This window comes from Hyphococcus sp., assembly GCF_041986965.1.
GTDB lineage: Bacteria > Pseudomonadota > Alphaproteobacteria > Caulobacterales > Parvularculaceae > Hyphococcus.
The window spans coordinates 553,765-579,510 of sequence record NZ_JBHIXB010000001.1; the positions used below are offsets into that span (position 1 = coordinate 553,765).

Genomic DNA, 25,746 nt, shown 5'->3' on the forward strand with positions numbered 1-25,746 from the left:
GGCCGAAACCAGCCCAAAGCCCCGCGTTCGGGCGGGATATAAGTAGGGGATTTCATGCCCGCAACCCGGGGAAAGCCCTTATGGGACAAAAAATCCCAAGGGATTTCACGGTCCCGGTTTACACCTCGGTAAGAGATCGCCGCGAACGCCTATTGAAACGCTTGTTGAAAGCCCCTCAATCGAGCGTCCTGACCACGCGAAAACCTGTCTCTGTGTTGCGGGTTTCAGCGTCCTCGCCGCGCCGGGCGGCCGAGCGCAAGCGCCAGCCGGGCGAGCTCCAGCCGCCGCCCTTGACGACCCGGCGCGCGCAATTGCCGTCGATACGGGCGACCCCGGTGACGGGCCCGCCATGATGGCCCGGATTCCAGCAATCGAGCGTCCATTCGGCGACATTGCCATGCATATCGAAAAGCCCGAAAGCGTTGTGGCGGAACCGGGTCACGGGGACCGTCTGTCCACGGAAGATCGCGGGACCGGCCCGGTATGGATAGTGACCGTTGAAATTCGCCGCCTCGGCCGAAAGCGCATCACCATAGTGAAAGGGTCCGCCGGTGCCGGCGCGGGCGGCGTATTCCCATTCCGCCTCGCTCGGCAGCCGATAATAATGGCCGGTTTTCGCCGACAGCCAGCGCGCATAGGCCGCCGCGTCTTCATAAGAGACGTTGATCACCGGCCGGGCGCCGCGCCCCCAGCCGGAATCATCGGGCTCATAATTGCGGCAGCCGCCATCGGCGACACAGAGCGCCCACTGATCGAAGGTCGTCTCTCGCGTCGCAATAGCGAAGCGATAGCCGATATCGACGCGCCGCTGGGGCGTTTCTTCAGGTTGCCGGTCCTGTTCGTCGGGGCGGGCGCCCATCATGAAGGCGCCGCCATTGAGCGCCGCCATATCAGGGCAGCCTTCGCAGTCGGAAAAATAATCGCCGAGATAATCTTCCGGCGCGTCAACAGCGTCCTGATCTTCAATGCGGGCTGACGCCTCCACCGCAGAAGCAAGCGCGGCGAGCGCCGCCTGATTGAGGTCCGCCGCAACCGGCTCTTCAACAGGCGGTTCGGGCTTCAGACGGGGAACGACAAGCGTTTCCGGGCCTTCAGGCGTTTCGTTTTCTTCATCGTCCTGCGCCTGTTCTGACGGCGCGGACGGTTCGTCCACTGCAGCCAATTGCGTTGTTTCCGGCGGTATGGGCGAGGTTTCGAGCGTGTTTTCTTCCGCTGCGCTGTTGTCAGGCGCCGCCTGTGGTTCAACGTCATCTGCGGGGGTGAAATCTTCCGGCGGGCTCACCCCGGGCGCAAGCCGCACCAGCGCAAGACTGGCGCCGCGGGCGGGGTCTTCTTCCTCTTCCGCAGGCGCTGACTGCGCCGCCACAGGTTCAATCGGCGCGGGGCGCGAGCGGATCGAGCCGACCATAAAAGAAACGCCTGCAGCAAAGGCGAGCGCGCCAAGCCCGCCCGCCAGCATGGGCGCTGCAGGAAAAAGTCGGTTGCGCCAAAGCGCGCGGGCCGGATGGTGAGGCGCCGCGCCTTCTTCCGTAAGCAGATCATCCAGAAGCCGGGGCTCGAGGGCGTCCTGCTGCGCCCTTGTCTGCTGCGCCCTGGTCTGGGGCGCCGCTTGTTTGGCTGTCGGTTGCGTTTCTCCGACTTGAATTGCGGAAACGGACTCCTTGGCCGACGGTTCCAGCGCCGCCCGCGCTTTCAGCGCTTCAATATCGGAAAGGACAAAACGCCAGCGCGGATCGCCGTCATCGCCGCGCCAGCCGGCGAGATCCATGGGCGCAACATCGCGGGAGCCAAAGGGCGGCTCGACCCGGCCGATGCTGACCGGCGTCAGGCGCCGGGCCTTCCACGCCTCGCGGGCGACATCGATCAGCCCGGGTTTATCGAGCGCAACGCCGGTCCACAAAACCACAACGGCGTCGATGCGCGCCGGATCAAACTCACCGGGATCAAGCCGGTAGCCCGCACGCAACAACGCTTTCGCGATCTTGTCCGCGAAGTTTGCGTTGGCGCTCGCCGCAAGCAGCTGAACGACGCCTTTGACGTCCGATTCTATCGCTTGTTGAGGCATGATCCCCGGTCACATAGCCCGCACAGGAAAGCGGCTTAGCCCCCAAGCCGCTCGTTGTTTAAAGCGCGCAAGATTGCACGACGGGTCTCTCAACGACATTACGATCCATTAAGCAAGCCCGTCTTTGTGCAGGCTTTTGGGGAAAACCGGAAAAACCCGCCGTAAAAGCTCAGCTTTTTTCCTTGTCGATTTTCGCAGCGGCGCGCACGAGATTGATGAATTCCGCGCGGTCGCCGTAAGGGTCCTCGCCTTTGGCGTTGTTTGCGAGGTCGACAATCTCCTCATAGGCATAGCGGTCTGTGTAGCCCGCACGCTGAAGCTTTTGCCCGAAGGCGGCGACGGCGGCGGCGAACCGCGCATCCTGCGGCGCGGCGCCAAGGGATGAAAATGCATCGGCGGTCGGGACCGGCGTTTCAATGAGCCGGCTGTCTTCTTCCGCCGGCAATTTGTAACGCAGGCGGACAAAGGCGAATTCATCCATATTGCCTGCGGCGGCGGGCGCCGCCGCATAACGCCGGTCGTCAATAAGCCGCGCCTCGGAGCCCACAAGCGCGAGCTCATAAAGCGCCGTCACTGTATGGCCGGAGCCGATATCGCCGGCGTCGATCGCGTCATTGTTGAAATCCTCGCGGTTCAACAGCCGGGTTTCATAGCCTATGAGGCGGTATTCCGCGACCACCGCCGGGTTGAACTCCACCTGGAATTTCAGATCCTTTGCAATCGGGAACAGGGTCGAGCGGAACTCGCGCACCAAGACTTTGCGCGCCTCGTTCAGCGTATCGATATAAGCGGCGACGCCGTTCCCGGCCTGCGCCAGTTTCTGCGCGATGACGTCATTATAGTTGCCCTCGCCGAAGCCGAGCACGGTGAGATAGATCCCGCTCTTTCTTTTACGCGCAACGAAATCTTCGAGGCTGTCGGCGTCAACGACGCCCACATTGAAGTCGCCGTCGGTCGCAAGAATAATCCGGTTGACCTTATCGTCTGCAAAATTTTCTTCCGCGAGCTTATAGGCCAGCGACAACCCTTCGCCGCCCGCAGTGGAGCCGCCCGCTTCCAGCGCATTCAGGGCCTCCATGATTTTGGTTTTCTTGTTCCCCGGCGTCGGCTCAAGCACGACGCCCGCGGCGCCCGCATAAACGACAATGGAAATCCTGTCGTCACGGGACATTTCCTCGACCAGCAATTCCACGGATTTCTTCACCAGCGGCAGCTTGTTGTCCGCCATCATGGAGCCCGAAACATCAAGCAGGAGAACGATATTCGCGTCCGGCGTTTTTTCAGGCTGAAGGTCGAAACCCTTGACGCCGATATGCATGAGCCGCGTCCCGGCGTTCCAGGGACTTGGCGTCACCCAGATTGTCGGCGTGAACGGCGCGTCAGCGCTTTTTGGCGCCGTATACTGATAATCGAAGTAATTCACATACTCCTCGACCCGCACCGAATCCGACGGCGGCAGCCTGTTGTCTGATGAGATGTATCGGCGCATCACCGAATAGGCCGTGGTGTCGACGTCTGATGAAAAGGTCGAGACCGGCTCTTCGCTGGTCAGCTTGACCGGGTTCGGATCGGTTTCTTCATATTGCTCGGTGATGGCCGGTTCCGGCGGCGGCGCCATCATCGGCCGCGCGAGGCTTGAGTAGGCCATGGCGCCTGGCTGCGGACCTTGCGCTTTTTGCGCGGTCACGATGACGGTGTCGCTTTCTGCTTCTTCCAGCGCCGCCTCTTCATTTGTCGCACAAGAGGCCAGCATGGCCGTCCCTGCTGTGGCGCAAACCGCCGCCAATAATCTCGTTTTCATGAAGTCCCTCTCCCATAGTCACGCCCGAACATAGTCTGGCGGGCGGAAAGGGCGAAAATACGGCGGCCGTCCCCTCAATAAAATGGTCAGGCGCCGGGGAGGGGCGGCCCGGCGCCTGACGCTTGGCGGCTTGCGCTTAAACAGCGCCGCCGACGGTCTGGCCCACAAGCCCCAGAACGAAAATCAGGGCGGCCAGTTCAAATGCGAAGACTGCTGAATTGGACATGGGTCTCTCCTTTGGGTTTTTCCATGAGGGCGGCGCCTGTTCCCCGGTCGGGACTTCTCCCGCCGCCGCCTTGGATTTCTGTGTCGTCAAATGCCTGACCGGATTGCGTTCTCCAGAAGCGCCAGACCCACAACAACTGCGACGATCATGACTGAGATGACGAAGGTGTTTGGCATGGGTCTCTCCTGAAGCATGTAACTGGTCAAATTCATATTGACGGTTACGATTTAGCTTCTATATTGTAACCGGTCAACACAATTTTACTGGTTATATGATGAGATTTTCTCCCTACGACTGGACCGAAAAGGACATGATCGGCGGCAACGCAGCGCTCGATTTCGTCAACACCGCCGCCGAGTGGGCGAGCGGCGATCCCGAAGACCGCCTTGGCGGACCGCAGGGGTTCGGTGCATGGGCGGAAGCTGCGGGTCTTCTTTACGGAGACGACATGGCGCGCCTTGAAAAAGAGATCGCCGCCGACCCACAAGCCGGGCAGGAGGTTTTCGACACGGCGGTCAGACTGCGCGCGGCGCTCTGGCGCATTTTCAACGCCGTCATCACCGAAGGCGATGTCGATGAACGCGATCTCGCCCTTCTTGATGAATGCAAGGTGCGCGCGGCGAACCATTGCCGGATCGCCCATGACGGCGGCGGTTTCCGGCGGCGATGCGCCGACGAGGCGCCTGCGCTTGAACGCGCGCTACGACTTGTCGTCGAGGCGGCCGAAGATTTGTTGCTGAATGGCCGCCTTGACCGGCTGCATGCCTGCGGCGGGGATCATTGCGAGTGGATGTTTGTGGATTTATCCAAAAACGGCCGGCGCCGCTGGTGCGATATGGCGACCTGCGGCAATGACGCCAAGGTCAAAAAATTCCGTAAGCGGAAGAAAAAGGCGGCTTAACCAAGATCCCGCGCGACGCGGAACCCATTGTCGAATTCACGCGCGCCTGACGGTTTTCCGATGCGGTGCGCTGAACGCAAACGCCAGCCGCCGGTGTTCCAGGCGCCGCCTTTGAGAACATGTTTGCTGCAGTCGCCTGTCGCGGCCGCCGCCCCGTTGGATGGCGCGCCGGCGTGGCTTTCGGTCCAGCAATCGGCGGTCCACTCCCAGGCGTTGCCATGCATATCGTAAAGGCCGAAAGCGTTGGGCGCAAAACTGCCCGCCGGGGTCGTCCGTCCACGGAAAGTTTCTTTCTCTCCGCTATAGGGATACTCGCCATTATAATTGGCTTGCGCCGCGCGCACGGTGGAGCCAGTGGCGAAGGGCGCGGAAGACCCCGCCCGCGCAGCGTATTCCCATTCAGCTTCCGTCGGCAGGCGATAGGTCTGGCCGGTCTTTTCCGACAGCCAGGCGGCATAGGAAAGCGCGTCTTCATAGGAGACCGACACCACCGGACGCTTGTCGCGACCCCAGCCATGGTCGGGCGCTTTATAGGCGCAGCCGCCGTCGGCGACGCAGGCGTCCCATTGCGCAAAAGTGACCTCATGCGCGGAAAGGGCGAAGCCATGTGCAAACGCAACCTCGCGCTGGGGGCTTTCGGCGGGTTTGGCGCCAACCTCGCCGGGCCGCGCGCCCATCTGAAAGGCGCCCGCAGGCAGCGCCGCCATGTCAGGACAATCGGCGCAATCACGGAAATAATCACCGGAGGGCGCTGTCTCGGATACGGCGCCCGAGGCCGGGTCTTCCCCTTCTGCCTCAACGGCGGCGATGAGGCTTTGAATGGCGTCCTCATCAGCAGCAGCGCCCGTCATCGGCGCATCCCCCTCAAGAGACGACGGCGTCGCGGCGAGGGCGACTTGCGCAGGCGCTACTTTATCCGTGTCCGCCGCGGCGCTTTCACCTGACTCTTTCGGCGCTTGCGGAATAACAATATCCGTAGACGGATCATGCGCCGGATTGACGGTGAGCGAGGCGAGAGACGACGGCGTATCAACCGACGGATCGGGAACCCCATCGACAGATGGCGCTGTTGCATCAGCGGCTGCGGCCGGCGTCTGGGCAGTTGCCTGGGCAGTTGTCTGGGCGACCGTCTGCTCTGAACGCGGTTGCGCCACTGGCGCCGGGGCCGGCAGGAGGACCGGCGCCAGCACAGCCGTCGCAACAGTCATCAAGACAAGGCCCGCCGTGGCGCCAAACGCCACCTCTTTGGCGCTGAAACGCCGCTTCGGTTTCGACCGCTGAAGAAAGGCCGGCGGCGGGACCGGTTCGTCAAGCTCCTCCTCAGAAGAAAAGGTCGCGTCGCTGGTCGCATAGTCGGGCGCATACTCGGCCGCATAATCCGGCGCCAGCATGTCGGCGCCTGGCGTCCACAAGTCCTGGTCGCCATTCAGCGCCGGTTCGTCATTTTGCGGCTCCATCTCCGGCGCCGCCCAGAGATCGGCGTCAGCGAGCCCCATGCGCTGCGTCGTCAACTGGATCTCTTCGAGCACAAAGCGCCAGCGTGGATCGTCCGCGGCGCCGGTCCATCCGGAAAGATCAACCGGCGGCAGGTTTTCAAATCCGCCGGGCGGACGCGCGCCGCCAACCGCCACGGGAATAAGGGCGCCGCGCTCCATCGCCTCTTCCGCCTGACGGTGAAGCTTCGCCAGCTTCGCCGCCGCATGGGTCCACACGACGATCGCCGCGCCGTCGCCATTGGCGGCGCCGGCCTGGGGCCCGAGATCGCCGTGGTCGGCGCTCACCGCCATCGCCGCATGACCGGCATGGGTAAGGGCGGCGGCGATTTTCGCGCCCAGCGCCTCATCCCGCGGCGCATGAAGAATGGAGATCGGCGACATGGGCATGTGATGGTTAATCGTTTCTAAATCGCGACAATCAAGCTCGCCCAAGGGCTGCGGACCGAAGGGCAATCGCCCTTCTAAGGCGAATCGGGCGCCGAGGCCGAGAGGGTTAAGCTAAAAACTTCGCAAGAAAAACATGGGGAAAACTGAGGGTGCGATATCCCCTTTTCAGAAGCTTTTGTTCCTGATATGTTCCAACCTCTTGCCGGGGAGAAATCATGGTCGCGCAGATCACCACTTTCGCCTTTCACGGGGTCGACGCCCGCCCGGTGACCGTTCAGGTCCAGCTCACCAATGGCGCCGGCAATATCTTTTCCATCGTCGGCCTGCCCGACAAGGCCGTCTCCGAAGCGCGCGAGCGGGTGCGCGCCGCCCTCTCCGCAGTAGGCCTCGGGCTTCCGGTCAAACGGATCACGGTCAATCTGGCGCCCGCGGACCTGCCCAAAGAGGGCAGCCATTTCGACCTCGCCATCGCCCTCGGGCTGCTTATGGATATGGGCGCGGCCCCTCATGACGCCGGCGCCGGTTTCGCTGTGATGGGCGAGCTTGGACTTGATGGATCCATCGCACCCTGCGCCGGGGCGCTGCCCGCTGCGGTCGCGGCGAACGCCATGGGGCTCGGCCTTATCTGTCCTGCGGCCAGCGGGGCCGAGGCGGCATGGGCGGGCGGCGAGGCTGCGATTTTGGCGCCGAAATCATTAATCCAGCTCGTCAACCATTTCAAAGGCGCGCAGGTTTTGACGGCGCCGGCGCCCGGCGCCCTTGAGGCTCCCCCGGCCATACCGGACCTTGTCGACGTCAAGGGCCAGGAGACCGCCAAACGCGCCCTCGAAGTCGCCGCCGCCGGCGGGCACAATCTGTTGATGGTGGGGCCGCCGGGCGCGGGCAAATCCATGCTCGCCGCCCGGCTCCCGGGGCTCCTGCCGCCGCTGTCGCCCAAGGAGATGCTGGAAATCTCCATGGTGCAGTCGCTGGCGGGCCTGCTTGAGGGCGGCCGCCTCACCCGCGCCCGGCCTTTCCGCGCGCCCCATCATTCAGCCTCCATGGCGGCCATGATCGGCGGGGGGTCACGCGCCAAACCCGGTGAAGCCTCCCTCGCCCATCACGGCGTCCTGTTCCTCGACGAATTGCCGGAATTCTCCGGCCTTATGTAGCAAGCGCACCAACAGCGGCCCGTCCCGCAAGGCGGGCCTAGGTGCTTAGGGTCCTCGGATTACTTCTTTCTTGCGTTCTCGTAGGCGCGCTCAATGATGGTTTTGAGCCGTCGCCCTTCGCTCGTGGCGACTCTCAGGGAGCGATTTCTGGGGGAGCCCATTTGGGCCTCGCCACCATCTTCGCGGATTTCAATAGTGATCTCGTTCCCTTTTCCGAAAACATCTTTGTAGGAAAGGGCGACCTCAGCGCTAACATTGAAAACGTCATCCCGAAAAGGAAAGTCCTTGTCTTCGTTGTTCGTAACGCCCGGATAAATGAGAATTTGAGCTTCAGCGCCAGCCGAAATACTATCAATGTCGCCGACGTGGGCGGTTTGCTCCAGAATCGCTACATGGGCATCTTCGGAATTTGGCCGATACAGCAAGTCAAACTGGTATTCCGACAGCTTCCTTTCGATATTGGCGGGAGAGTTGCCGAAATTCCTGACTGTCAGTTCAATCGCAAAAGGGCGCATTCCTCTGGTGATATACTTCGCAGAGAGTCCAGCGAGATAAGCGCGGGTTTGCGCCTCTCCAATGTTGACGGTTTCCTCAACGGTGCGACGCGTCACATAGAAGGTAATATAGAGGACCGCGAGGCCTACGGCCGTGAAAACGCCAATCCAGGCGGTCCAATGCGCCATGCGTTCCTGCGCCAGCAAATCTGCTTCAGCAACACTGGTCGCGCCTTGGCCACTATCCTGGGGATTGGCGGTGGCAGCGGGCTGATGCTCGCAGGCTGGGTCGTTTCGACTAACAACAACCGTAAAGCCTTTGTCCGCTTCGGCGCCTATCTGGTAGCTCTTTTTGGCGCACTCCTCTTCGCTTGGACTTTTTCGTTCCCTTGCTGAGGGGGCGTTCGGCTGGGTGAAGTAGGCCGCCCCCAACAGGACAAGGACAATTAGTCCAGCGCCAGTGTATTGTTTCCTATCGCCTTTAGACATTGCAGAAGAAACACCGCCGAGAATTTGCCCCTAGAGAGCTTATTCTTGATGTTTGCTTCCTTTTCTTCAACGCCTATTTCAGCAAGCTTTTCCACTAGCCCGGCATAGGTGACGCCTTTCCGTTTCAACTCAGCTTTCAGGAGGTTGCTGACCCTCTTTTCCCAGTCTGTTTCGCTCATTTAGGTACCGTTTATGTGACTTTTTTCATCATAAACGAGACTAAGGGTATTGTAAACAGTACGTTTTGGTACTATATCCGATACATAAGGCATCGGAAACAGTACCATGACACAACATTTTCTCCTCTCAGCGGCCTCCAGAACCTTGAAACTCAAGGACATTTACAAGGCTGGCGAGGAAGCCGCTTACCGCCAATTCTGCGAGCTGCGCTGGCCGGAAACGGACGGCGAGGGCGTTTGCCCGCGCTGCGGCTGCTGCGAGACCTACAGCATCACCACGCGTCGGAAGTTCAAGTGCAAAGCCTGTTCGCACCAGTTTTCGGTGACGAGCGGGACCATCTTTGCGAGCCGCAAAATGGACTTCACGGACCTGCTGGCCGCGATCTGCATCATTGCGAACGCTGCGAAAGGTGTTTCCGCGATCCAGCTTAGCCGCGACGTTGGCTGCCAATACAAAACGGCTTTCGTCCTCGCGCATAAAATCCGCGAAGCTCTTGCCGACGAAACGGAAAACGCCAAACTCTCCGGCACGGTTGAAATCGACGGCGCCTATTTCGGCGGTCATGTTCGCCCGGCCAATGAAGAAAAGAACCGCGTTGATCGCCGTTTGAAGCGTCACCAGACCGGCAAACGCCGCGTCGTCGTTGCGCTGCGCCAGCGCTCTGGCCGCACCCTTTCTTTCGTTCGCAAGTCAGAGGCCGAAGGCGTCGAGATCGCCCGCCAGCGCGTCGCTACGGGCTCGCAAATCCACGCTGACGAGGCTTCGCACTGGGATACGCTGGACGCCTTTTTCCCGGTTGGCCGCATCAACCACTCGGAAGCTTACAGCGCAAACGGTATCTGCACGAACCAAGTTGAAAGCTATTTCTCGCGCCTGCGCCGCATGGTTGGCGGTCAGCATCACCACGTCTCTGGCAAGTACCTTCATCAGTATGCCGCACATGCAGCATGGCTTGAAGACCACCGTCGCGAGAGTAATGGCGCGCTAGCATCCCGGTTAGTTGCAAATGCGATGTCAGCCCCGGTAAGCCGGTCTTGGAAGGGTTATTGGCAACGATAGTAATATTGAGGTTTTAATTACTGTTGGTCTATTATCTTGAAGGGAACGGGGCGCTCATGAATAATAGACTAGATAACCAAGTTCGTGAGAACTATGAAAACATCGTAGAACGGGTTGCGTCGCAAGCAGGGCGCGCCGACCTGCTGTTAAAATTTTGCGGCTTAACAGCCTCTGTTATTTTACCCACTGTTATTGGTTTTATTTTTGCGTTTTGGAACAATCTATTTGCTTCGTTCGGAGTGTTCTTGTGGGTGGCTTCGTTGCTGATAATTACACAATGGGTTTTGGGTTTCATCACGACTTTCAATCTAGTGAATGTCGCACTTTTTCATGGCTCAGCTGCGGGCCTAAAAAGGGCATATGACGAATTGAAAGCGGATTACACTTCGGAGGCAGAGACCGGATTAATTCTTGGCGAAACCGTTGAGTACACAGAAGTGTTCATGGGTGCTTTGCCCATTTATGAAGAGCTGGTTGAAGAAGACGAAAAGAACTTCAAAGAATCCGTTTCGGAATTGATGGATTATTTCGTTGAAAACCGGGAGCCGATATTTGGGATCGAGAGGGGCGATCTTTGGAATTTTGCGGTTTACGTTTTTTGTGAAAAGAAAACCTTGTTACTTCCTGTCTGGCGCCAATGCGCGCCATCGCTATGGGATGAAAACAATCCTCGCAAAGTTCGCGCGTTTGGTCCTTGCGACGGGCACGTCGGTGCCGCATTCAGGCGTGGTGAAGCCATCATTACCGAAGATGCGCATGACTCAGCCATCAGGGCGTTCACGGAGCCCCCGCTGCACCTCTGCAGATTAGACGACACAGAGAATTACACTTCGTTTGCTTCATTCCCTTTGGAGTCTGGTAATTCCATTCCGAACGGGGTGCTTGTTGCCACAAACAACCGAATTGGCACATACAATCCAAAGAATTGTCTTGCATTACGCTCTGCCGCGCACTTTATATCGCGCCTTACCGAAAAGGTGCCTGACGAAAAATGGCCCAAATTGGCACTACCCTGGACGGAAGAAATACAGTAGAATCAATCTTGTAAGACTGATTCTATAGCCTATATATAAAGGGGAGAGGTTATGAAGAAGGAAGTCAAAATCGTGAGCAAAAAGAACGGCGTAAGGCCTTGGACCGTTGATGGTGCCGCCGCCGCTTACGAGCCATCCGTAAAGGTTGCGACCAAGAAATTGGCTCGCGAAACGTCCAGTTCGATTGTGGATAGAGCAAACAACGCCCGTCAAATCGCTAAAGCTGGGCGAGCATTGGCGCGCGAGTATTTTGGCGGCAAAATCGCCTCGTAAATACATGCACACATCCAACACCAGACGGGCCCCTAAGGGCCCGTTTGTGTTTTCAGCCGCTTATTCACCTGAGACCAGATATGGTTGCGAAGCGCGGAATCCCGCTTGGCCGTGCTGACTTGATGCTGGACGCAGCGGGCACGAGCCTGCCCGACGTCCCCGTATTTCTTGACCAGATAGAGCGCCCACCAGTCGGCTATGGCGTATATCCGGCGGCGGCGCTCCATCCTCTTTTTGAGGTTTAGGACTCTGACGAAGTCGATTGGTCCTTGCATTTGCCAAGATCACCAAAGTAGCGGCGGACAAGGCGAGTTTCCTCGGCCAACTCGGCCTGAATTACCTTAATGCGCTCCGCCGGGGGAAGTTGCGCTAAAGCGAGGCGTTCCTCAATTGTGCGCTGCCGGAAAATCTTATGGTACATGGCTGTCTCCTATTTTGCATGCACCTCCGGCCCTAGTCGATCTCAGGCCCGCCCAACACGCACCGAAAATTTCAAGCCAGCCGCCAGCCCTTATAGAGCCCCTCCTGCGGGACTTCCTCAACCGTCCCGGCGTGTTTCAGGCTGTTGAGGCAGGCCCCGACCCGCTTCCTTATCAGGACCGCCGTGGAGTCCCCTGAGAGCCCACGGGCGGCCATGTAGCCCTCGGCTATCGTAATGGACGTTAACGGCCCCTCGGCCTCCCTGAGAGCCTTGAGGACGTGGCGGCGCATCTCGCCCTTGCTGGCCCTGTGGGCGACCTTGTGGCCCGGCAAGCGGCGGGGCGCGTCCTCTGTGAACAGCCGGATCGCGGCGTCCAGATGGTCTAGGTCAATTCGGATGTTGCGGGCGGCCTTCTCGGCGGCTTTCAAGTCGCGCTCCAACTGGCGGCGCTTCTCAACTAACCCGGCTACTGTGTTCGGTCTCTCCATGGGGAAAGACTAGGATTCACAAGGGCTTAAAACCAGCTTAGAGTTGGTGCGCTTGCTACATAAGGCCGGAATTCTCCGCGCCGGTGCTCGACAGCCTGCGCCAGCCTCTGGAGACCGGGGATGTGCTGATCGCCCGGGCGAATTTTCATGTGCGCTATCCCGCGCGATTCCAGCTCGTCGCCGCCATGAATCCGTGCCGCTGCGGCTATGGGCGCGCATCGGGCCGCGCCTGCGGCAAGGGTCCCAATTGCGAAGAGATTTATCAGTCGCGGATTTCCGGGCCGCTGCTCGACCGGATGGACCTGTCGATCGAATTGCCCGCGGTGACGCCCGCCGACCTCGCCGGCCCCGCCACAGGGGAAACCACCGCAGCCGTTGCAGAAAGGGTGGCGCACGCGCGGGACGCGCAAACGGCGCGCAGCGGCGAGGGAGCATCAAACGCAGCGCTCGGGGACGCCGACCTTTCCAGCATCGCCGCCCCTGACGCTGAGGGGGCGAGCCTTCTTTCCCGCGCCGCCGAGGCGATGTCCCTTTCGGCGCGCGCTTATACACGCATCCTCCGGGTGGCCCGCACCCTTGCCGATCTCGATGGGGTCGATGGCGTCAAACGCCGTCACATTGCCGAGGCGGTGAGTTTTCGAAAAGCCACGGACAGGCGCCCTGACGCAAACGCGGCGAAAAGCGTTGAAACTTCCTCTCGCGCCGGGGCGGCGTAAGCGCGAAAAGAGCCTGTTCCCGGCGATTTTTCAGCGATTTTTACTGTCCGAATTAACCAACTCCATCAACCATTTTTCAAGGCAAACCCGCGACAGTGGGATCGGTTGCGTAATGGGGTTTCACTGTCAATGCCGCATCTTGGATCACACAAGAGCGTTTCTTCAAATTCAATCCGTGAGCTGATCGTCGTCTGTGACGGCGAAGGCGTCATCCGTTTTGTTTCGCAAAGCTTTGCGCGGTTTTTCGGCGCCCCGGCGCCGTCATGGCACGGCCGCGCCTTCGCCCCCGGCGGAAATGCGGCCGAGGCCGGCGCGCCCGCCTTTTACCGCACCGAAGCGCGCGCCGGCGAACGCGCCTTTATCGTCGACTGGACAGAGACCCTGCTTGCCGGCGGCGAGCGCCTTTATGTCGGCGCCCCCCAAAGCGACGGCGCCGACGAAGAAGCCGCGCAGGCCAACGACGCCGGTCCAAAAATGCAATTGCTGGCGACCATGAGCCACGAGATGAGAACGCCCCTCAACGGCATTCTCGGCATGACGTCGCTCTTGCTCGATACATCCCTGGAGCCCAATCAGCGCGCCTATGCAGAAAGCGTGCGCGAATCCGGCGTCGCGCTGCTCGCGCTGATCAATGACCTTCTCGACTATTCAAAACTTGAAGCCGGACGTCTCGACATCGAGCACGCAGCATTCTCTCCCCACAATCTCGTTCAGTCGGTGGCGGAGCTGTTGTCGCCGAAAGCCGCGGATAAAGGCATCGAGATCACCGCTTATGTGGACAGCGCCGTGCCCGACGAACTTTACGGCGACGAGGCGCGCCTGCGCCAGGTGCTGATCAATCTCGCCGGCAACGGCGTCAAGTTCACGGATGAAGGCGGCGTCGGCATTGAAGCGCGCCTCGTCACCGCCGAAAACGGCGCCGCTCATGTGGCGTTTTCGGTGCGCGACACCGGCATCGGCATTCCCGAAGACAAACAGGCGGCCATCTTCGAAGAGTTTTCGCAGGCCGACACCGCCGGCGAGAGAAAGCGCGAGGGCACCGGGCTCGGGCTTGCCATTGCGCGTAAAATCGTTCGCGCCATGAATGGCGACATCGCCATCGCCAGCAATCCCGGCGACGGCAGCGCCTTCACCTTCACCGTCGCGCTCGATTTCGAAGGCGAAGCGCCGGCGAAACCCCGGCCCTTCGAAACGCCGGTGATTATCGCTGCGCGTTCGGAGGTTTTGTCGCGCAGCCTTGAATTGCAGCTCGCCGCCATCGGCGCGGAAAACATCATTCCCGTTTCGACCCCGGCCGCCGCAATCGGCGCCATGGCGAAACATCCCGACGCCATTCTTCTCTGCGATATCTATATCGCCGGAGAAAGCGCCCAGCCGCTCGCCCACAAGGCGTCACGGTCATATGTGCTGTTGTCGCCGCTCGCCCGCGGCCGCATCAATGAACTGCGCGAGGCCGGTTTTGACGGCTATTTCATCAAACCGATCCGGCAATCATCCCTGCACACACAATTGACCGAAGATCTCGACGAAGCCCCTGTGGCCGTGGAAGAAACAAAACCCATCGACAAGCCGGAACCGAGTGGCGGCGATAAGATATTCCGAGTCCTCCTCGCCGAGGACAATCAGATCAATGCGGTGCTCGCCACCACCATCATCAAACGCGCCGGTCATACGGTCGACGTCGCCCATAACGGCGCTGAAGCGGTCGAGGCCTGCGAGCATGGGGACTATGATCTCATCCTGATGGATATGCACATGCCGCATGTGGACGGGCTTGAAGCGACAAGGCGCATCCGCAAGCTGTCGGGTTCCATGCGCAAGGCGCCGATCATCGCGCTCACGGCCAACGCCATGGCCGCCGATCGCCAGAAATGCCTTGCCGCGGGGATGGACGACTTCCTGTCGAAACCCTTCGAGCCGTCGGACCTGACCGCGCTCCTCACCAAATGGGGCGATTGCGAAAGCGAGTGGAGCGAGGCGTCTTAAGACTGGCGGCAAGCCGCCTTATGCGCCTTTCTTTCGCCGGAAAACGCCAGTAGCGTCCCGCGCCATGACACAAGACGCAAACGCGCCCCAAGCTGAAAATCAGTCTGACACTCAGACCGGCGAAAAGAAAACGCTTCTCGGATCCCTGGCGGCGTATTTGCGCGCACGCAGTCTTGTGATGCTGCTGCTCGGCTTTTCGGCCGGGCTTCCCTTTTACATGATCTATCAGAACCTTTCGCTCTGGCTCGCCGAAGCCGGAGTTGAAAAAGGCGAGATCGGGTTGTTCGCCTGGACCGGCTTTGCGTTCTCTTTCAAGTTTCTATGGGCGCCGGTCGTCGATCGTGCGCCGGTGCCGATCCTTGAAAAGCTTGTCGGCCGTCGGCGCGCCTGGATGGCGACGGCCCAGATCGGCGTCGCCCTGACATTGATCGCCATGTCCATGGCGGACCCGGCCGGCAATCTCTGGATTGTCGCCGGCATCGCCGTTCTCATGGCCTTCGCCGCGGCGACACAGGATATCGCCATCGACGCCTGGCGCATCGAAGCCGCGACCGACGAAGAACAGGGCGTCATGGCCGCCATGTATCAATATGGCTATCGCGTGGCGATCATGGTCGCCGGCGCCGGGGCGCTTATCGTCGCCGATAATGTGAACTGGCCGGCAGCCTATCAGTTTATGGCGCTTTTGATGGGGGTCGGTTTCCTCACGGCGCTTTTCGCGCCAAAGGTAGAGGTGCGCGAATATGTTCCCCCGCCAAAGGCGTCCTTTACCGAAACCATGTCAAAGTCCGTGATCGGACCGTTTCGCGATTTCTTTGAACGCTATGGCGTACACGCGCTGGTTATTCTGCTTTTCATCGCGCTCTTTCGCGTGCCCGACTTCCTCATGGGATATATGACCGGGCCGCTTTATATCGATCTCGGCTATGACAAGACCACGATCGGCGCAATCCGGTCGGGCGCCGGGTTGTTCGCCACCATGGGCGGCGTCTTTCTCGGCGGGATTATCGTCTCGCGCCTCAGTTTCAAATGGAGTCTTTTGATCGGGGTTCTTGGCCAGTCGCTGACCAATCTCATCTATAGCTGGCTGGCGCTGTCGGACGCGACGACGGGCGGGCTCGCCTTTGCGGTGATCGTCGACAATATCGCTTATGGCGCCGCGGGAACGATCCTCATCGCCTATATGTCGAGCCTCACCAACACCGCTTTTACAGCAACTCAATATGCGCTGTTCAGTTCGTTCTACGCCCTCCCCGGCAAGTTTGTCGGCGGCTTTTCCGGCTTCATGGTGGAGGCGGCGGGGTTCGCCTGGTTCTTCGCGATCACCGCGATCGTCGGGATTCCCGCGGCGATCCTCGTTTTCTTTCTGAAATATTCAGAGAAAAAATTCTCCATTGACCGAAAGCAGGCGACGGCGGAGCTTGAAGCGGCCGATTAGAGCAGCTTGAAATGCGCTAGCCAGCCGCGAGACAATCGTCGAGATCGGGTTTGTCAGCGTTTGACGTCGTCGCCGTGGCGTCCACCTGCGCGACCTTCTGGACGCCCATTTCATCCGGATACAGAATGATAATCAGCGTGCAGGTGGTGAGCGCGTAACGGCGGTATTCGCCATTTCCTTCGCGCCGCGTCAGCGCAGGCTCGCCCAGAAGATCGCCAAGCGTCGCCGAATTCGCGCCTTGAAGATCGGACAACACATAAACCGGCGCTGCGGGCGCTGACGGGGTTTTCGCCGGTATATCGGCGGTGTCTTGCGTCGTTGTAGCGCAAGCAGCGGCGAACAAGGCTAAAGACGAAATCAGAGAAAAACGTGTGACGCTCATGAAAAACCCTTACCGCAAAAAAGCTGAAGCGATGATTAAGCCTCGTCATCGGCGCCATCAAGCCGCGCCGGAATGACAAGGCGGAAAGGCTGAGCGTGTGACCCTCGGCCCTCTCCTTGCTTCCCGCGCACGCCCTTCCTATAAGCCCGCGGGTGCTTGTTTTGACTTCATAAGGATTTTTCATGACCGCTTCTCTCGATGTGATCGGCGTCGGCAACGCCATTGTTGACGTTCTCGCCAAGGCTGACGACGCTTTTCTTGCTACACACTCGATCCCGAAAGGCGGCATGATCCTGATCGACGAGGATCAGGCGAAAGTCATTTATGACGATATGGGCTCGACCGTCGAAATCTCGGGCGGGTCGGCGGCGAACTCCATCGCCTGCGTCGCGTCCATGGGCGGCAAGGGCGGTTTCGTCGGCAAGGTGGCGGGCGATCCCCTGGGCGAAGTTTTCCGGCACGATCTGCGCGCCATCGGCGTTGAATTCGACACCAAGCCGCTGACCGATGGGCCGGCGACCGGGCGATGCCTGGTCAATGTGACGCCCGATGCGCAACGTTCCATGACGACGTTTCTCGGCGCCGCCGGCTTTGTTGAGCCGGACGATATCGATGAAAGCCAGATTGCGCGCGCGGAAATCACCTTCTTCGAAGGCTATCTGTTTGAACAACCCGTTGCGCGCCAGGCGTTCATTCGCGCCTGCGCCATCGCCAAGCGCGAAGGCAAACGCTCGGCGCTAACACTTTCCGACGCAAGCTGCGTCGATCGTCAGTTCGAGGAGTTGCAGCAATTCATTCCGCAGCATGTGGACATCCTGCTCGCAAATGACGCGGAAGCGGAAACGCTGTTCGGTTCTGATGACCTCGATGTCATTGCGGAGAAAGCGCGCAAACTTTGCCCGCTCACCGCGGTGACGCTGTCGGAAAAAGGATCGCTCCTCATTCCGCGCGACGGCGATGTCGTAAAGGTCGACGCTGTGAAACCGGCGCAGCTTGTGGACACCACCGGCGCCGGCGACGCTTATGCCGCGGGATTGCTTCTCGGCCTTGCGCGCGGCTTTGAACTGGAGAGCGCCGGCGCGCTCGGATCGCTCGCGGCCAGCGAAGTGATCAGCCATTTCGGCGCCCGGCCGGAACAGTCTCTAAAAGAACTCGCTGAAAAGGCGGGGCTTCTCTAAGTCCCTGAAAACTTTCCAAGAATTTCGCTATAGACAGCCGCCGTCTGCGCCCGGGTTTCCTCTAAAGGAAGCCCGGTGTCGATAATGTAATCCGCGCGCTGACGTTTTTCCGCATCCGGCGTTTGCAGGCGAAGGATCGCTTCGAACTTCTCTTCGCTCATGCCGGGCCGCGCCAGCACACGCGTGCGCTGCACATCCGCCGGCGCACTGACAACAACGGTCGCGTCAAAGAATTGTTCCGTCCCGTTTTCAAAAAGCAGCGGGATGTCGAGCACCACCGCATCGGCGCCCGCTTGCGCCGCTGCCCCCATAAACGCTTCGCGGTCTTCGGCCACGAGCGGATGCACCACCGCTTCAAGTTTCGCAAGCGCTTGCGCATCGCCAAGCACGATTTTCGCGAGCGCCGCGCGGTCAACAACGCCGTCGACAATCGCATCGGGAAACAAATCCGCGAGTGGCGCGACCGCAGCGCCGTCTTCGCCATAGAGCCGGTGCACCGCAGCGTCGGCGTCCCAGACGGCAGCGCCGAGATCGGCGAACATGGAAAGGACGGTGGACTTACCCATGCCAATGGAGCCGGTGAGACCGATACGGATCATGACTTTCCTCGTCTTGCGAGCTCTTTCACCAGCTCGCCGCGCAACTCATCATCTACCTTGGCGTCCGCGCCAAACCATGCGCGAAAACCCGGAACCGCCTGATGCATCAGCATAGCGAGACCATTGACGGTCGCATGCCCCTTGTCTTCGGCGTCTTTAAGCAGCGATGTTTTCAATGGCGCATAGACAATATCGGCGACGAGCGCTGAGGGGTTGAGCGCGCTGAGATTAAACTCCAGCGGCGGCTGGCCGGACATGCCAAGGCTCGTTGTGTTCACCAATATATCAATATTATCAATAGCTTCCGATTTCTTCGTCCAGTCGATCACGGTCAAATCAAACAGCTCGGCCAGTTCCTTGGCGCGCTCTATCGTGCGGTTGGCGATGCGAATGTCGGTGAAGCCAAGCGTTTTCAAGGCAAGCAAAACGCCGCGCGCAGCGCCGCCGGCGCCGAGCACCAGCGCAGACATTCCGGGTGCTGACTTCTTCTCGCGCACCGCTTCTGCGAAACCAATAATGTCGGAGTTTTCCGCCGCTGCGCCTTCTTCGGAAAAGGTCAGCATGTTCGCAGCGCCGGTCTGTTTCGCATTCTCGCTGACACTATCAGCGTAGCGCAGCGCATTCTCCTTATGCGGGATCGTTATATTGACGCCGGCAAACCCTACGGTCCGCAAGCTATCCATGGCGCGGGCGAACTCATCATAATCAGGCGGAACTTCGATCGGGATATAATAGCCGTCGACGCCAGCCCGCTTCGCCCAGATGGTGTGAATGACCGGCGAGAGGGAGTGATTGACCGGACAGCCGACAACACCCGCCAGCACAGGAGATTTTTGCGGCTTTTCCGTCATCAGAAAGCAATCGCTCCCTCATGACGGAGAAGATCGAGCAAGGGATAGAGGGAAAGACCGAGCACCGCGAAATGATCGCCCTCAATGCGTTCGAATAATCGGCTGCCAAGCTTTTCAATCTGATAGGCGCCGACGGAATGAAGGATGTCAGGGCCCGCCGCTTCGAGATAGGCGTCAATTTCGGTTTCCGTTAGCGCGCGCATGACAAGCTTCGGCCGGTCGAGATTGCGCCAGATGATCGCTCCGTTGCGGGCGACAGCGACCGCGTTGATCAGCGTATGGGGCCCGCCTTGCGTTTCCATCAGCCGCGCTTTCGCTGCCTTCATGTCCGCCGGTTTGTCATAGGCGCGGCCTTCAAACTCCATGATCTGATCGGATCCGATAACGATGGCGTCGGTTTTCGCGGCAATTTCCAGGCATTTTGCCTCGGCAAGACGCATGGCGAGGGCTTCAAGATCGAGCCCTTCGCGGCGGCCTTCTTCCTTGATAATGTCTTCATTCACATCAGGCTTCATGACCTCGAAAGGCACATCGGCGCTGCTCAAGATCTGGCGGCGGATGGCGCTGCCCGAGGCGAGAATGATGCGGGGGTTTTCGGTCATCAGCGCTACTGGTTCTGACGGGCGGACAGTTTTGTGAGGATCGCCGCGGCCGTTTCCTCAACGGATTTTCGCGTTACATCGATCATCGGCCAGCGATGTTTCGTGCAAAGCCGTTTGGCGCGCACAACCTCCTGACGGATAAGGTCGAGATCGGAATATTCCTCCGCCGCGTCGCCGGCGTTCATGCCGCCAAGGCGGGATTCCCGGATTTGCGACAGACGCTCGGGGCTGGCGACCAACCCCACAACCAGCGGCTTTCGCAAGGAAAAAAGTTCAGGCGGCGGGTCTGCTGTGGGAACCAGCGGAATATTCGCCGCTTTAACGCCGCGGTTCGCCAGATACATGCAGGTTGGTGTCTTGGATGTACGGCTAACGCCGATAAGGACGACATCGGCCGGCTCAAGATCCCAGGTCATCTGACCGTCGTCATGGGATAAGGTGTAATCGAGCGCCGCGATGCGTTTGAAATAGGCGTCGTTTAATTCATGCTGGGCGCCCGGCCGCAGCGTCGTTTCAAGCCCGAGATAATCGGTAAAGGCGTGAAGCAGAGGATCGAGCACCGAAATCGCAGGCGTTTGCAATTCGCTGCAGCGGATTTCAAGAAGACGCCGTAATTCCGGATTGATGACGGTGTAAAGAACGAGACCCGGCGAGGCTTCGATCTCCGCGAGGGTCTTTTCCATCTGCGCGCGCGAGCGAATGAGCGCATAAATATGCTCAAGGGGTTTTGCGGCGGCGAATTGCGACGCGGTGGCCTTGAGCATGGCGTTCAATGTCTCGCCGGTGGAATCCGAGACGAGATGAACATGAAAAAAAGTGGCGATCGGCTGCATCTTGCGCGGCGTCTCAACCGTTTTTTCCGCTTGCCCCTGTCCTCTCGCCATGGTCTCCGCCCGGTTTTCCAAAATCTCGCCCCTGTGCTGTGGAACTATAGGGGAAAGTCCCGCCTTTTCGCGAGCCTGCATTTTGCGGCGCCTAAAACTCCCGAGTCATACCGGTCCGGCGCCCAGGCCCCTCTGTAAAGTCATACTGGTCATACTTCCTTCACCATAAATGCGAAGTCCATGGGATGAATCCAGTTTCCCGGTAGGGCCACGCAAAAATTTCGCAGATGGATGCGGCATTTGCGACGCTTTTCAACATCATGGTGATCTTTTATCCCTCATGGAAAATCCTGTGAGTCTTTTAGCGAAACTCAAGGGATAAACCCCGCCCCGCCTCTTTTCCCCGGCTTCCCGGCTGACTCTTCATATTAATCCTTTATTAAGAATCCTTTATAGAAGGTTAAGAAGGAACGTTCGCAGCTTATGACGACAGACTCGAAATTCTTGCGAACGTTTGAAGGAGAGGTTTTCGCCTCTCCTCCTATCTGGTTCATGCGACAGGCAGGGCGGTATCTCCCCGAATACAGAAAGCTGAGAGCCGAAGCGGGATCGTTTCTCGATCTGTGCTTCAATCCTGCGCTGGCGAGCGAAGTCACCCTGCAGCCGGTGCGGCGGTTCGATCTCGATGCGGCGATCCTGTTTGCCGACATTCTGCTCATCCCTCATGCGCTGGGACAAAAACTGAGCTTCGTTGAAAATGAGGGGCCGCGCCTTGAGCCGGTCGTGACGCTGAAAGACCTCGACGCGTTCCGTGAGCGCGATGTCCTTGAAACGCTCTCACCGGTCTTTGAGACGGTTTCGAAAACGCGGGCGGGGTTGGGGTCCGACAAAGCGCTGATCGGCTTTGCAGGCGCTCCCTGGACGGTGGCGACCTATATGCTCGCCGGGGGACCCATGAAGGATCCGGGCGTCTTGCGACAGAAGCTCTATGAGGAACCGGCCCTGATCAACGGGTTGATTGAGATCCTGGCCGATAAGACAATCGATTATCTCCTCGCGCAGATCGACGCCGGCGCCGATGCGGTGCAGTTGTTCGACACCTGGGCGAGCGGATTGCCCTGGCCGGTCTTGGACCGGGTTTCCATCCGTCCCCTCGACCGGATCGCAAAAGCCGTGAAAAAAGCCCGGCCTCATGTGCCGGTGATCCTTTTCCCCAAAGGCGTCGGCGAAAAAGCGCTCGATTACACTCTGCTTCAAGGTTGTGACGGGTTCGGCATCGACTACGCTATGGATCCCACATGGGCGCGGGCGAATTTAGGCGAACGGGTTGTAGTCCAGGGCGGGCTCGATCCGCTGTTGACGATCACCGGCGGCAAGCCGATGGAAGACGCCGCGTCGACTTATCTGAAGCTTTTCCATGACGTTCCTTATGTCTTCAATCTTGGCCATGGCTTTACGCCACAGACGCCGCCGGAGCATGTGGCCGCGCTGGTGGAATTCGTCAGGAGCAATGGCTGATGGCTGAGTTTCTGTCCGGCGTTTATCTGTGGATCAAATCTTTCCACCTGATCATGGTCATCGCCTGGATGGCGGGGATGATGTATCTGCCGCGGCTTTTCGTTTATCAGCACCAGTCCGAAAAGGGCGGTGAGGCCGAACGCTATTTCATCCAGATGCAGCGCCGGTTGCTCAAGGGGATCATCAATCCGTCCATGATCTTCGTGTGGATTCTGGGGATTTTGATGTTGATCGCCAATCCGTCGATCCTTTCGGAAGGCTGGTTTCATGTGAAGCTGGCGCTGGTGGTCATTATCTCGGCGATTCATGGCTTTTACGCCTCCTCGCGCCGCAAATTTGAAAAGGGTGAGCGCCCGCGCACTGAGAAATTCTGGCGGATCATGAACGAAGCGCCGTTCCTCGCCCTGATCGTCATTGTCATCATGGTGATTGTGAAGCCGTTCTGATCACGGATTAGGCTCGTTATCTCACATTTTGCTCAGATCGGCTCAAAGCCTGTTCTCAAGAATTCGGTGAGCGGGTAGCAGGATCATGAACGACTGACGGAGAGAGCCATGAAAACCGGATTTTTGACATTGGCGATGGTCTTGTCGGCCATGAGCGCGGCGAAGGCGGATAGCGATCCGCTCATTCCCGATGTGATTGAATGGGGCGCGAGCGCCGCCGCGATTGAAAAAGCGCTGGAGGGAAAATGCGCGAACGGTTTTGTAAACCGGCCGATTGATCCGCCGTTTCTGCCGGACGTGAAGACCGCTCAGGTGCAGATTGACTGCGACGGATATGACTTCATGGGCGCGCCGAGATGGACGGAATTCGTGATTGGCGATGATCGCCTGCAGATGGTCTGGGTGATGGTGGAAGCTGATGACAAGGCCAAAGTCGTCGAGGCGCTAGAGGACGCTTATGGGGAAGCCTCTCACGAAAGCGATCTGTTTATTGCCTTCACGCAAAACCGCGCGGCCTGGCGTGAAGAACCACCGGAAGTCCTGTTCTACGCGGAAGAACTTGCACCGGCGATGGAGGCCTGGCTGGCGAACCCGCAATAGGTGGAACTCGCTGCTCTATTCGACTTTCTGATAGGCCAGCCAATGGTCGTTGATGTGACAGAAGGCTGAGGCCGCGCCCGACCGGCTCTGGCGTTGCAGCCAGTCAAGAACGTCTTCGTCACAACGGTCGAAGGCGCGCATATTTTCCTCACCCTCGGCGAAGGTCATGGCCATGCTGAAATAGACAAGGCTTACCGTGTTCCAGCGCCGGCCGGACTGGTAGCGCCAGAGAACCACGTCAAGCTCGTCCTTGCCGCTGTCGCCGATGGGGAAGAAATCGATGAACTCGACCGGAATGTCTTCGCGGAGGAATTTCAGAAAGTCGGCGTCCATCCGGTTAGCGTCAGCCGGGTCGCGCGCCGGAATCCGGGTGAAATCCTCATAGGGGCCGGGATAGGCCGCGCGAATGGACTGCAAAAGACCTTCATGGTCGGCATAGACCGCCGCCGCATCGAGAATTGTGTGTTTAGGCGCATCTTGACCACAACCTGCAGTCAAAAACGCCAGGCAGAAAGCCGCCGCGGGAAGGACCGGACCCAGACGAACCATAGAAAAAAAGCCCCCTTGGAAGGGATTTATTAAAGGCGAAAACGGTAAAAAGGGGCTGAACAAACTCCGTGGAATTGGCGCGCCCGCAGTGAAGAAGCGCCAGACCGGGATTTGATCTCGATCATTGACGGCGCGCGCTTTTCGCCTATATCTAATCCAAACTTTCCTTGTCAGCGCCGTCCGGCCAACAGGCCGCCGTCCGCGCGCTCCGTATTTCCATCGCTGGTTTCCCACCTGCCCGCCCGCCATCTTCATTTGGCCGCGGGTCCCTTCCTGATTGAGGCTATCCATGCTGCCCAAAACGATGACGCTCGATGAGCTCAAAGAAAAAACCCCGGCTGAGCTTCTCGCCTTCGCCGAAGAGCTCGAAGTCGAAAACGCGTCCACCATGCGCAAGCAGGATATGCTGTTTGCGATCCTGAAAGAGCTTGCCGATCTCGAGGTGGAAATTCACGGCGGAGGCGTTCTGGAAGTGCTGCCGGACGGGTTTGGCTTTTTGCGCTCGCCTGACGCGAATTATCTCGCCGGTCCTGACGACATCTATGTATCGCCGAACCAGATCCGCCGCTTTGCGCTTCGCACGGGCGACACGGTCAAGGGCGAGATCCGTAGCCCGAAAGACGGCGAACGGTATTTTGCGCTTCTGAAAGTCCACACCATCAATTTCGAGGAGCCGGAAAAAACCCGTCACAAGGTTCATTTCGACAACCTGACGCCGCTCTATCCCGATGAGCGGCTCAAGATGGAAATTGAAGGTGAGAAAACAAAAGACCTGACAGGCCGCGTCATCGATCTCGTGGCGCCGCTCGGCAAAGGCCAGCGCGGGCTCATAACGGCGCCGCCGCGCACCGGTAAAACCGTCATTCTTCAAAATATCGCCCACTCTATCGCGACCAATCATCCTGAGGCTTACCTGATCGTGCTTCTGATCGATGAGCGTCCGGAAGAGGTCACGGACATGCAGCGTTCGGTGAAGGGCGAGGTCGTTTCCTCAACCTTTGACGAACCGGCGACGCGTCACGTCGCCGTCGCCGAAATGGTGATTGAAAAAGCCAAGCGTCTTGTCGAACATGGCCGCGACGTCGTCATTCTTCTCGACTCCATCACGCGCCTTGGCCGCGCCTATAACACCGTCGTTCCGTCTTCCGGCAAAGTGTTGACCGGCGGCGTTGACGCCAATGCGCTGCAGCGGCCGAAACGGTTTTTCGGCGCCGCGCGTAACATCGAAGAAGGTGGCTCCCTGACCATCATCGCCACGGCGCTGATCGAGACCGGCTCGAAAATGGATGAGGTTATCTTCGAAGAATTCAAGGGCACCGGTAACTCGGAGCTGATCCTCGACCGGAAAGTCGCGGACAAGCGCGTCTATCCGGCGATCGACATCGCCAAATCCGGCACACGCAAGGAAGACCTCATCACGCCGAAAGGCGACATGCAGAAAATCTTCGTCCTGCGCCGGATTCTCTCGCCCATGGGCGTTTCCGATGCGATCGAGTTCCTCATCGACAAGCTGAAGCAGACGAAAACCAATCGCGACTTCTTCGACTCGATGAATACGTAAGCAAAAACTGCTGCAAATCAGCTCGCGGCAG

The 25,746-nt window shown here is 59.2% G+C and carries 24 protein-coding genes and 1 pseudogene; 13 read left to right on the forward strand and 12 right to left on the reverse strand.

Going from position 1 to position 25,746, the window contains the following annotated elements:
- Positions 1-175 precede the first annotated feature (175 nt).
- Together ACFC5L_RS02700 and ACFC5L_RS02705 are read right to left on the reverse strand one after the other, a co-directional pair.
- Complete coding sequence (locus ACFC5L_RS02700) at positions 176-2,065, reverse strand: SUMF1/EgtB/PvdO family nonheme iron enzyme (RefSeq protein ID WP_375201821.1); 1,890 nt, start codon at positions 2,063-2,065, stop codon at positions 176-178.
- Positions 2,066-2,234: 169 nt separating this feature from the next.
- Positions 2,235-3,866, reverse strand: coding sequence for a vWA domain-containing protein (locus tag ACFC5L_RS02705; protein WP_375201820.1), 1,632 nt, complete (start codon positions 3,864-3,866; stop codon positions 2,235-2,237).
- A 497-nt stretch (positions 3,867-4,363) separates the two neighbouring features.
- Between ACFC5L_RS02705 and ACFC5L_RS02710 the strand changes: the two genes are divergently transcribed.
- The gene (locus tag ACFC5L_RS02710; RefSeq protein ID WP_375201819.1) at positions 4,364-4,993 is read left to right on the forward strand and encodes a CGNR zinc finger domain-containing protein; all 630 of its coding nucleotides are present in this window, start codon (positions 4,364-4,366) and stop codon (positions 4,991-4,993) included.
- On the opposite strand, the gene ACFC5L_RS02715 is transcribed toward ACFC5L_RS02710, so the two are convergent.
- The gene (locus tag ACFC5L_RS02715; protein WP_375201818.1) at positions 4,990-6,876 is read right to left on the reverse strand and encodes an SUMF1/EgtB/PvdO family nonheme iron enzyme; all 1,887 of its coding nucleotides are present in this window, start codon (positions 6,874-6,876) and stop codon (positions 4,990-4,992) included. The two genes, ACFC5L_RS02710 and ACFC5L_RS02715, sit on opposite strands and share 4 nt — an antisense overlap.
- Before the next feature lie 215 nt (positions 6,877-7,091).
- Between ACFC5L_RS02715 and ACFC5L_RS02720 the strand changes: the two are divergent.
- Positions 7,092-8,015 (forward strand): annotated as a pseudogene (locus ACFC5L_RS02720) (YifB family Mg chelatase-like AAA ATPase); the annotation flags it as partial.
- Between the two features lie 71 nt (positions 8,016-8,086).
- Here ACFC5L_RS02720 and ACFC5L_RS02725 read toward each other — a convergent pair.
- Positions 8,087-9,010 (reverse strand): hypothetical protein, encoded by a 924-nt coding sequence (locus ACFC5L_RS02725; RefSeq protein WP_375201817.1) that lies wholly within the window; start codon positions 9,008-9,010, stop codon positions 8,087-8,089.
- Complete coding sequence (locus ACFC5L_RS02730; protein ID WP_375201816.1) at positions 8,968-9,189, reverse strand: DUF6471 domain-containing protein; 222 nt, start codon at positions 9,187-9,189, stop codon at positions 8,968-8,970. Before ACFC5L_RS02730 ends, ACFC5L_RS02725 begins: the two co-directional genes overlap by 43 nt.
- A 106-nt stretch (positions 9,190-9,295) precedes the next feature.
- Between ACFC5L_RS02730 and ACFC5L_RS02735 the strand changes: the two genes are divergently transcribed.
- The 3 genes from ACFC5L_RS02735 to ACFC5L_RS02745 are packed head-to-tail and all read left to right on the forward strand — an operon-like array spanning position 9,296 to position 11,556.
- The gene (locus ACFC5L_RS02735; RefSeq protein WP_375201815.1) at positions 9,296-10,249 is read left to right on the forward strand and encodes an IS1595 family transposase; all 954 of its coding nucleotides are present in this window, start codon (positions 9,296-9,298) and stop codon (positions 10,247-10,249) included.
- A 56-nt stretch (positions 10,250-10,305) separates the two neighbouring features.
- A complete protein-coding gene (locus ACFC5L_RS02740) occupies positions 10,306-11,283 on the forward strand; it encodes a hypothetical protein (protein ID WP_375201814.1) in 978 nt (325 codons plus the stop codon).
- Between the two features lie 51 nt (positions 11,284-11,334).
- A complete protein-coding gene (locus ACFC5L_RS02745; RefSeq protein WP_375201813.1) occupies positions 11,335-11,556 on the forward strand; it encodes a hypothetical protein in 222 nt (73 codons plus the stop codon).
- A 492-nt stretch (positions 11,557-12,048) separates the two neighbouring features.
- On the opposite strand, the gene ACFC5L_RS02750 is transcribed toward ACFC5L_RS02745, so the two are convergent.
- Complete coding sequence (locus ACFC5L_RS02750) at positions 12,049-12,465, reverse strand: hypothetical protein (protein WP_375201812.1); 417 nt, start codon at positions 12,463-12,465, stop codon at positions 12,049-12,051.
- Positions 12,466-12,524: 59 nt separating this feature from the next.
- On the opposite strand from ACFC5L_RS02750, the gene ACFC5L_RS02755 reads away from it, so the two are divergent.
- The 3 genes from ACFC5L_RS02755 (at position 12,525) to ACFC5L_RS02765 (ending at position 16,605) form a co-directional block, all read left to right on the forward strand.
- Entirely contained in the window at positions 12,525-13,181 is a 657-nt protein-coding gene (locus tag ACFC5L_RS02755) for an ATP-binding protein (RefSeq protein ID WP_375202354.1), read from the forward strand.
- 129 nt (positions 13,182-13,310) lie between these two features.
- Entirely contained in the window at positions 13,311-15,167 is a 1,857-nt protein-coding gene (locus ACFC5L_RS02760) for a response regulator (protein ID WP_375201811.1), read from the forward strand.
- A gap of 64 nt (positions 15,168-15,231) precedes the next feature.
- Complete coding sequence (locus tag ACFC5L_RS02765; protein WP_375201810.1) at positions 15,232-16,605, forward strand: AmpG family muropeptide MFS transporter; 1,374 nt, start codon at positions 15,232-15,234, stop codon at positions 16,603-16,605.
- Between the two features lie 16 nt (positions 16,606-16,621).
- Here ACFC5L_RS02765 and ACFC5L_RS02770 read toward each other — a convergent pair whose 3' ends face one another.
- Positions 16,622-16,987, reverse strand: a complete 366-nt coding sequence (locus tag ACFC5L_RS02770; RefSeq protein WP_375201809.1) for a hypothetical protein — start codon at positions 16,985-16,987, stop codon at positions 16,622-16,624.
- 182 nt (positions 16,988-17,169) lie between these two features.
- On the opposite strand from ACFC5L_RS02770, the gene ACFC5L_RS02775 reads away from it, so the two are divergent.
- The gene (locus ACFC5L_RS02775; protein ID WP_375201808.1) at positions 17,170-18,165 is read left to right on the forward strand and encodes an adenosine kinase; all 996 of its coding nucleotides are present in this window, start codon (positions 17,170-17,172) and stop codon (positions 18,163-18,165) included.
- Here ACFC5L_RS02775 and coaE read toward each other — a convergent pair.
- The 4 genes from coaE to ACFC5L_RS02795 are packed head-to-tail and all read right to left on the reverse strand — an operon-like array spanning position 18,162 to position 21,101.
- Entirely contained in the window at positions 18,162-18,764 is a 603-nt protein-coding gene (coaE, locus tag ACFC5L_RS02780) for a dephospho-CoA kinase (RefSeq protein WP_375201807.1), read from the reverse strand. The two genes, ACFC5L_RS02775 and coaE, sit on opposite strands and share 4 nt — an antisense overlap.
- A complete protein-coding gene (locus ACFC5L_RS02785; protein ID WP_375201806.1) occupies positions 18,761-19,615 on the reverse strand; it encodes a shikimate dehydrogenase in 855 nt (284 codons plus the stop codon). Before ACFC5L_RS02785 ends, coaE begins: the two co-directional genes overlap by 4 nt.
- Positions 19,615-20,217, reverse strand: a complete 603-nt coding sequence (locus ACFC5L_RS02790) for a Maf family protein (protein WP_375201805.1) — start codon at positions 20,215-20,217, stop codon at positions 19,615-19,617. Before ACFC5L_RS02790 ends, ACFC5L_RS02785 begins: the two co-directional genes overlap by 1 nt.
- 5 nt (positions 20,218-20,222) lie before the next feature.
- Positions 20,223-21,101 carry a pyruvate, water dikinase regulatory protein gene (locus ACFC5L_RS02795; protein WP_375201804.1) on the reverse strand — a complete coding sequence of 293 codons (879 nt, stop codon included), beginning with the start codon at positions 21,099-21,101 and terminating at the stop codon, positions 20,223-20,225.
- A gap of 423 nt (positions 21,102-21,524) precedes the next feature.
- Between ACFC5L_RS02795 and hemE the strand changes: the two genes are divergently transcribed.
- The 3 genes from hemE (at position 21,525) to ACFC5L_RS02810 (ending at position 23,605) form a co-directional block, all read left to right on the forward strand.
- Positions 21,525-22,559, forward strand: a complete 1,035-nt coding sequence (hemE, locus tag ACFC5L_RS02800; protein ID WP_375201803.1) for a uroporphyrinogen decarboxylase — start codon at positions 21,525-21,527, stop codon at positions 22,557-22,559.
- Positions 22,559-23,005, forward strand: coding sequence for a protoporphyrinogen oxidase HemJ (hemJ, locus tag ACFC5L_RS02805; protein ID WP_375201802.1), 447 nt, complete (start codon positions 22,559-22,561; stop codon positions 23,003-23,005). The genes hemE and hemJ overlap by 1 nt, the downstream gene beginning before the upstream one ends.
- 108 nt (positions 23,006-23,113) lie before the next feature.
- Entirely contained in the window at positions 23,114-23,605 is a 492-nt protein-coding gene (locus ACFC5L_RS02810) for a hypothetical protein (protein ID WP_375201801.1), read from the forward strand.
- Between the two features lie 15 nt (positions 23,606-23,620).
- On the opposite strand, the gene ACFC5L_RS02815 is transcribed toward ACFC5L_RS02810, so the two are convergent.
- Positions 23,621-24,154 (reverse strand): hypothetical protein, encoded by a 534-nt coding sequence (locus tag ACFC5L_RS02815; protein WP_375201800.1) that lies wholly within the window; start codon positions 24,152-24,154, stop codon positions 23,621-23,623.
- A 289-nt stretch (positions 24,155-24,443) separates the two neighbouring features.
- Here ACFC5L_RS02815 and rho point away from each other — a divergent pair, with 289 nt between their 5' ends.
- Positions 24,444-25,715: a transcription termination factor Rho gene (rho, locus tag ACFC5L_RS02820; protein ID WP_375201799.1), complete on the forward strand. Its 1,272-nt coding sequence runs from the start codon at positions 24,444-24,446 to the stop codon at positions 25,713-25,715.
- The last annotated feature ends 31 nt before the right edge of the window (positions 25,716-25,746 follow it).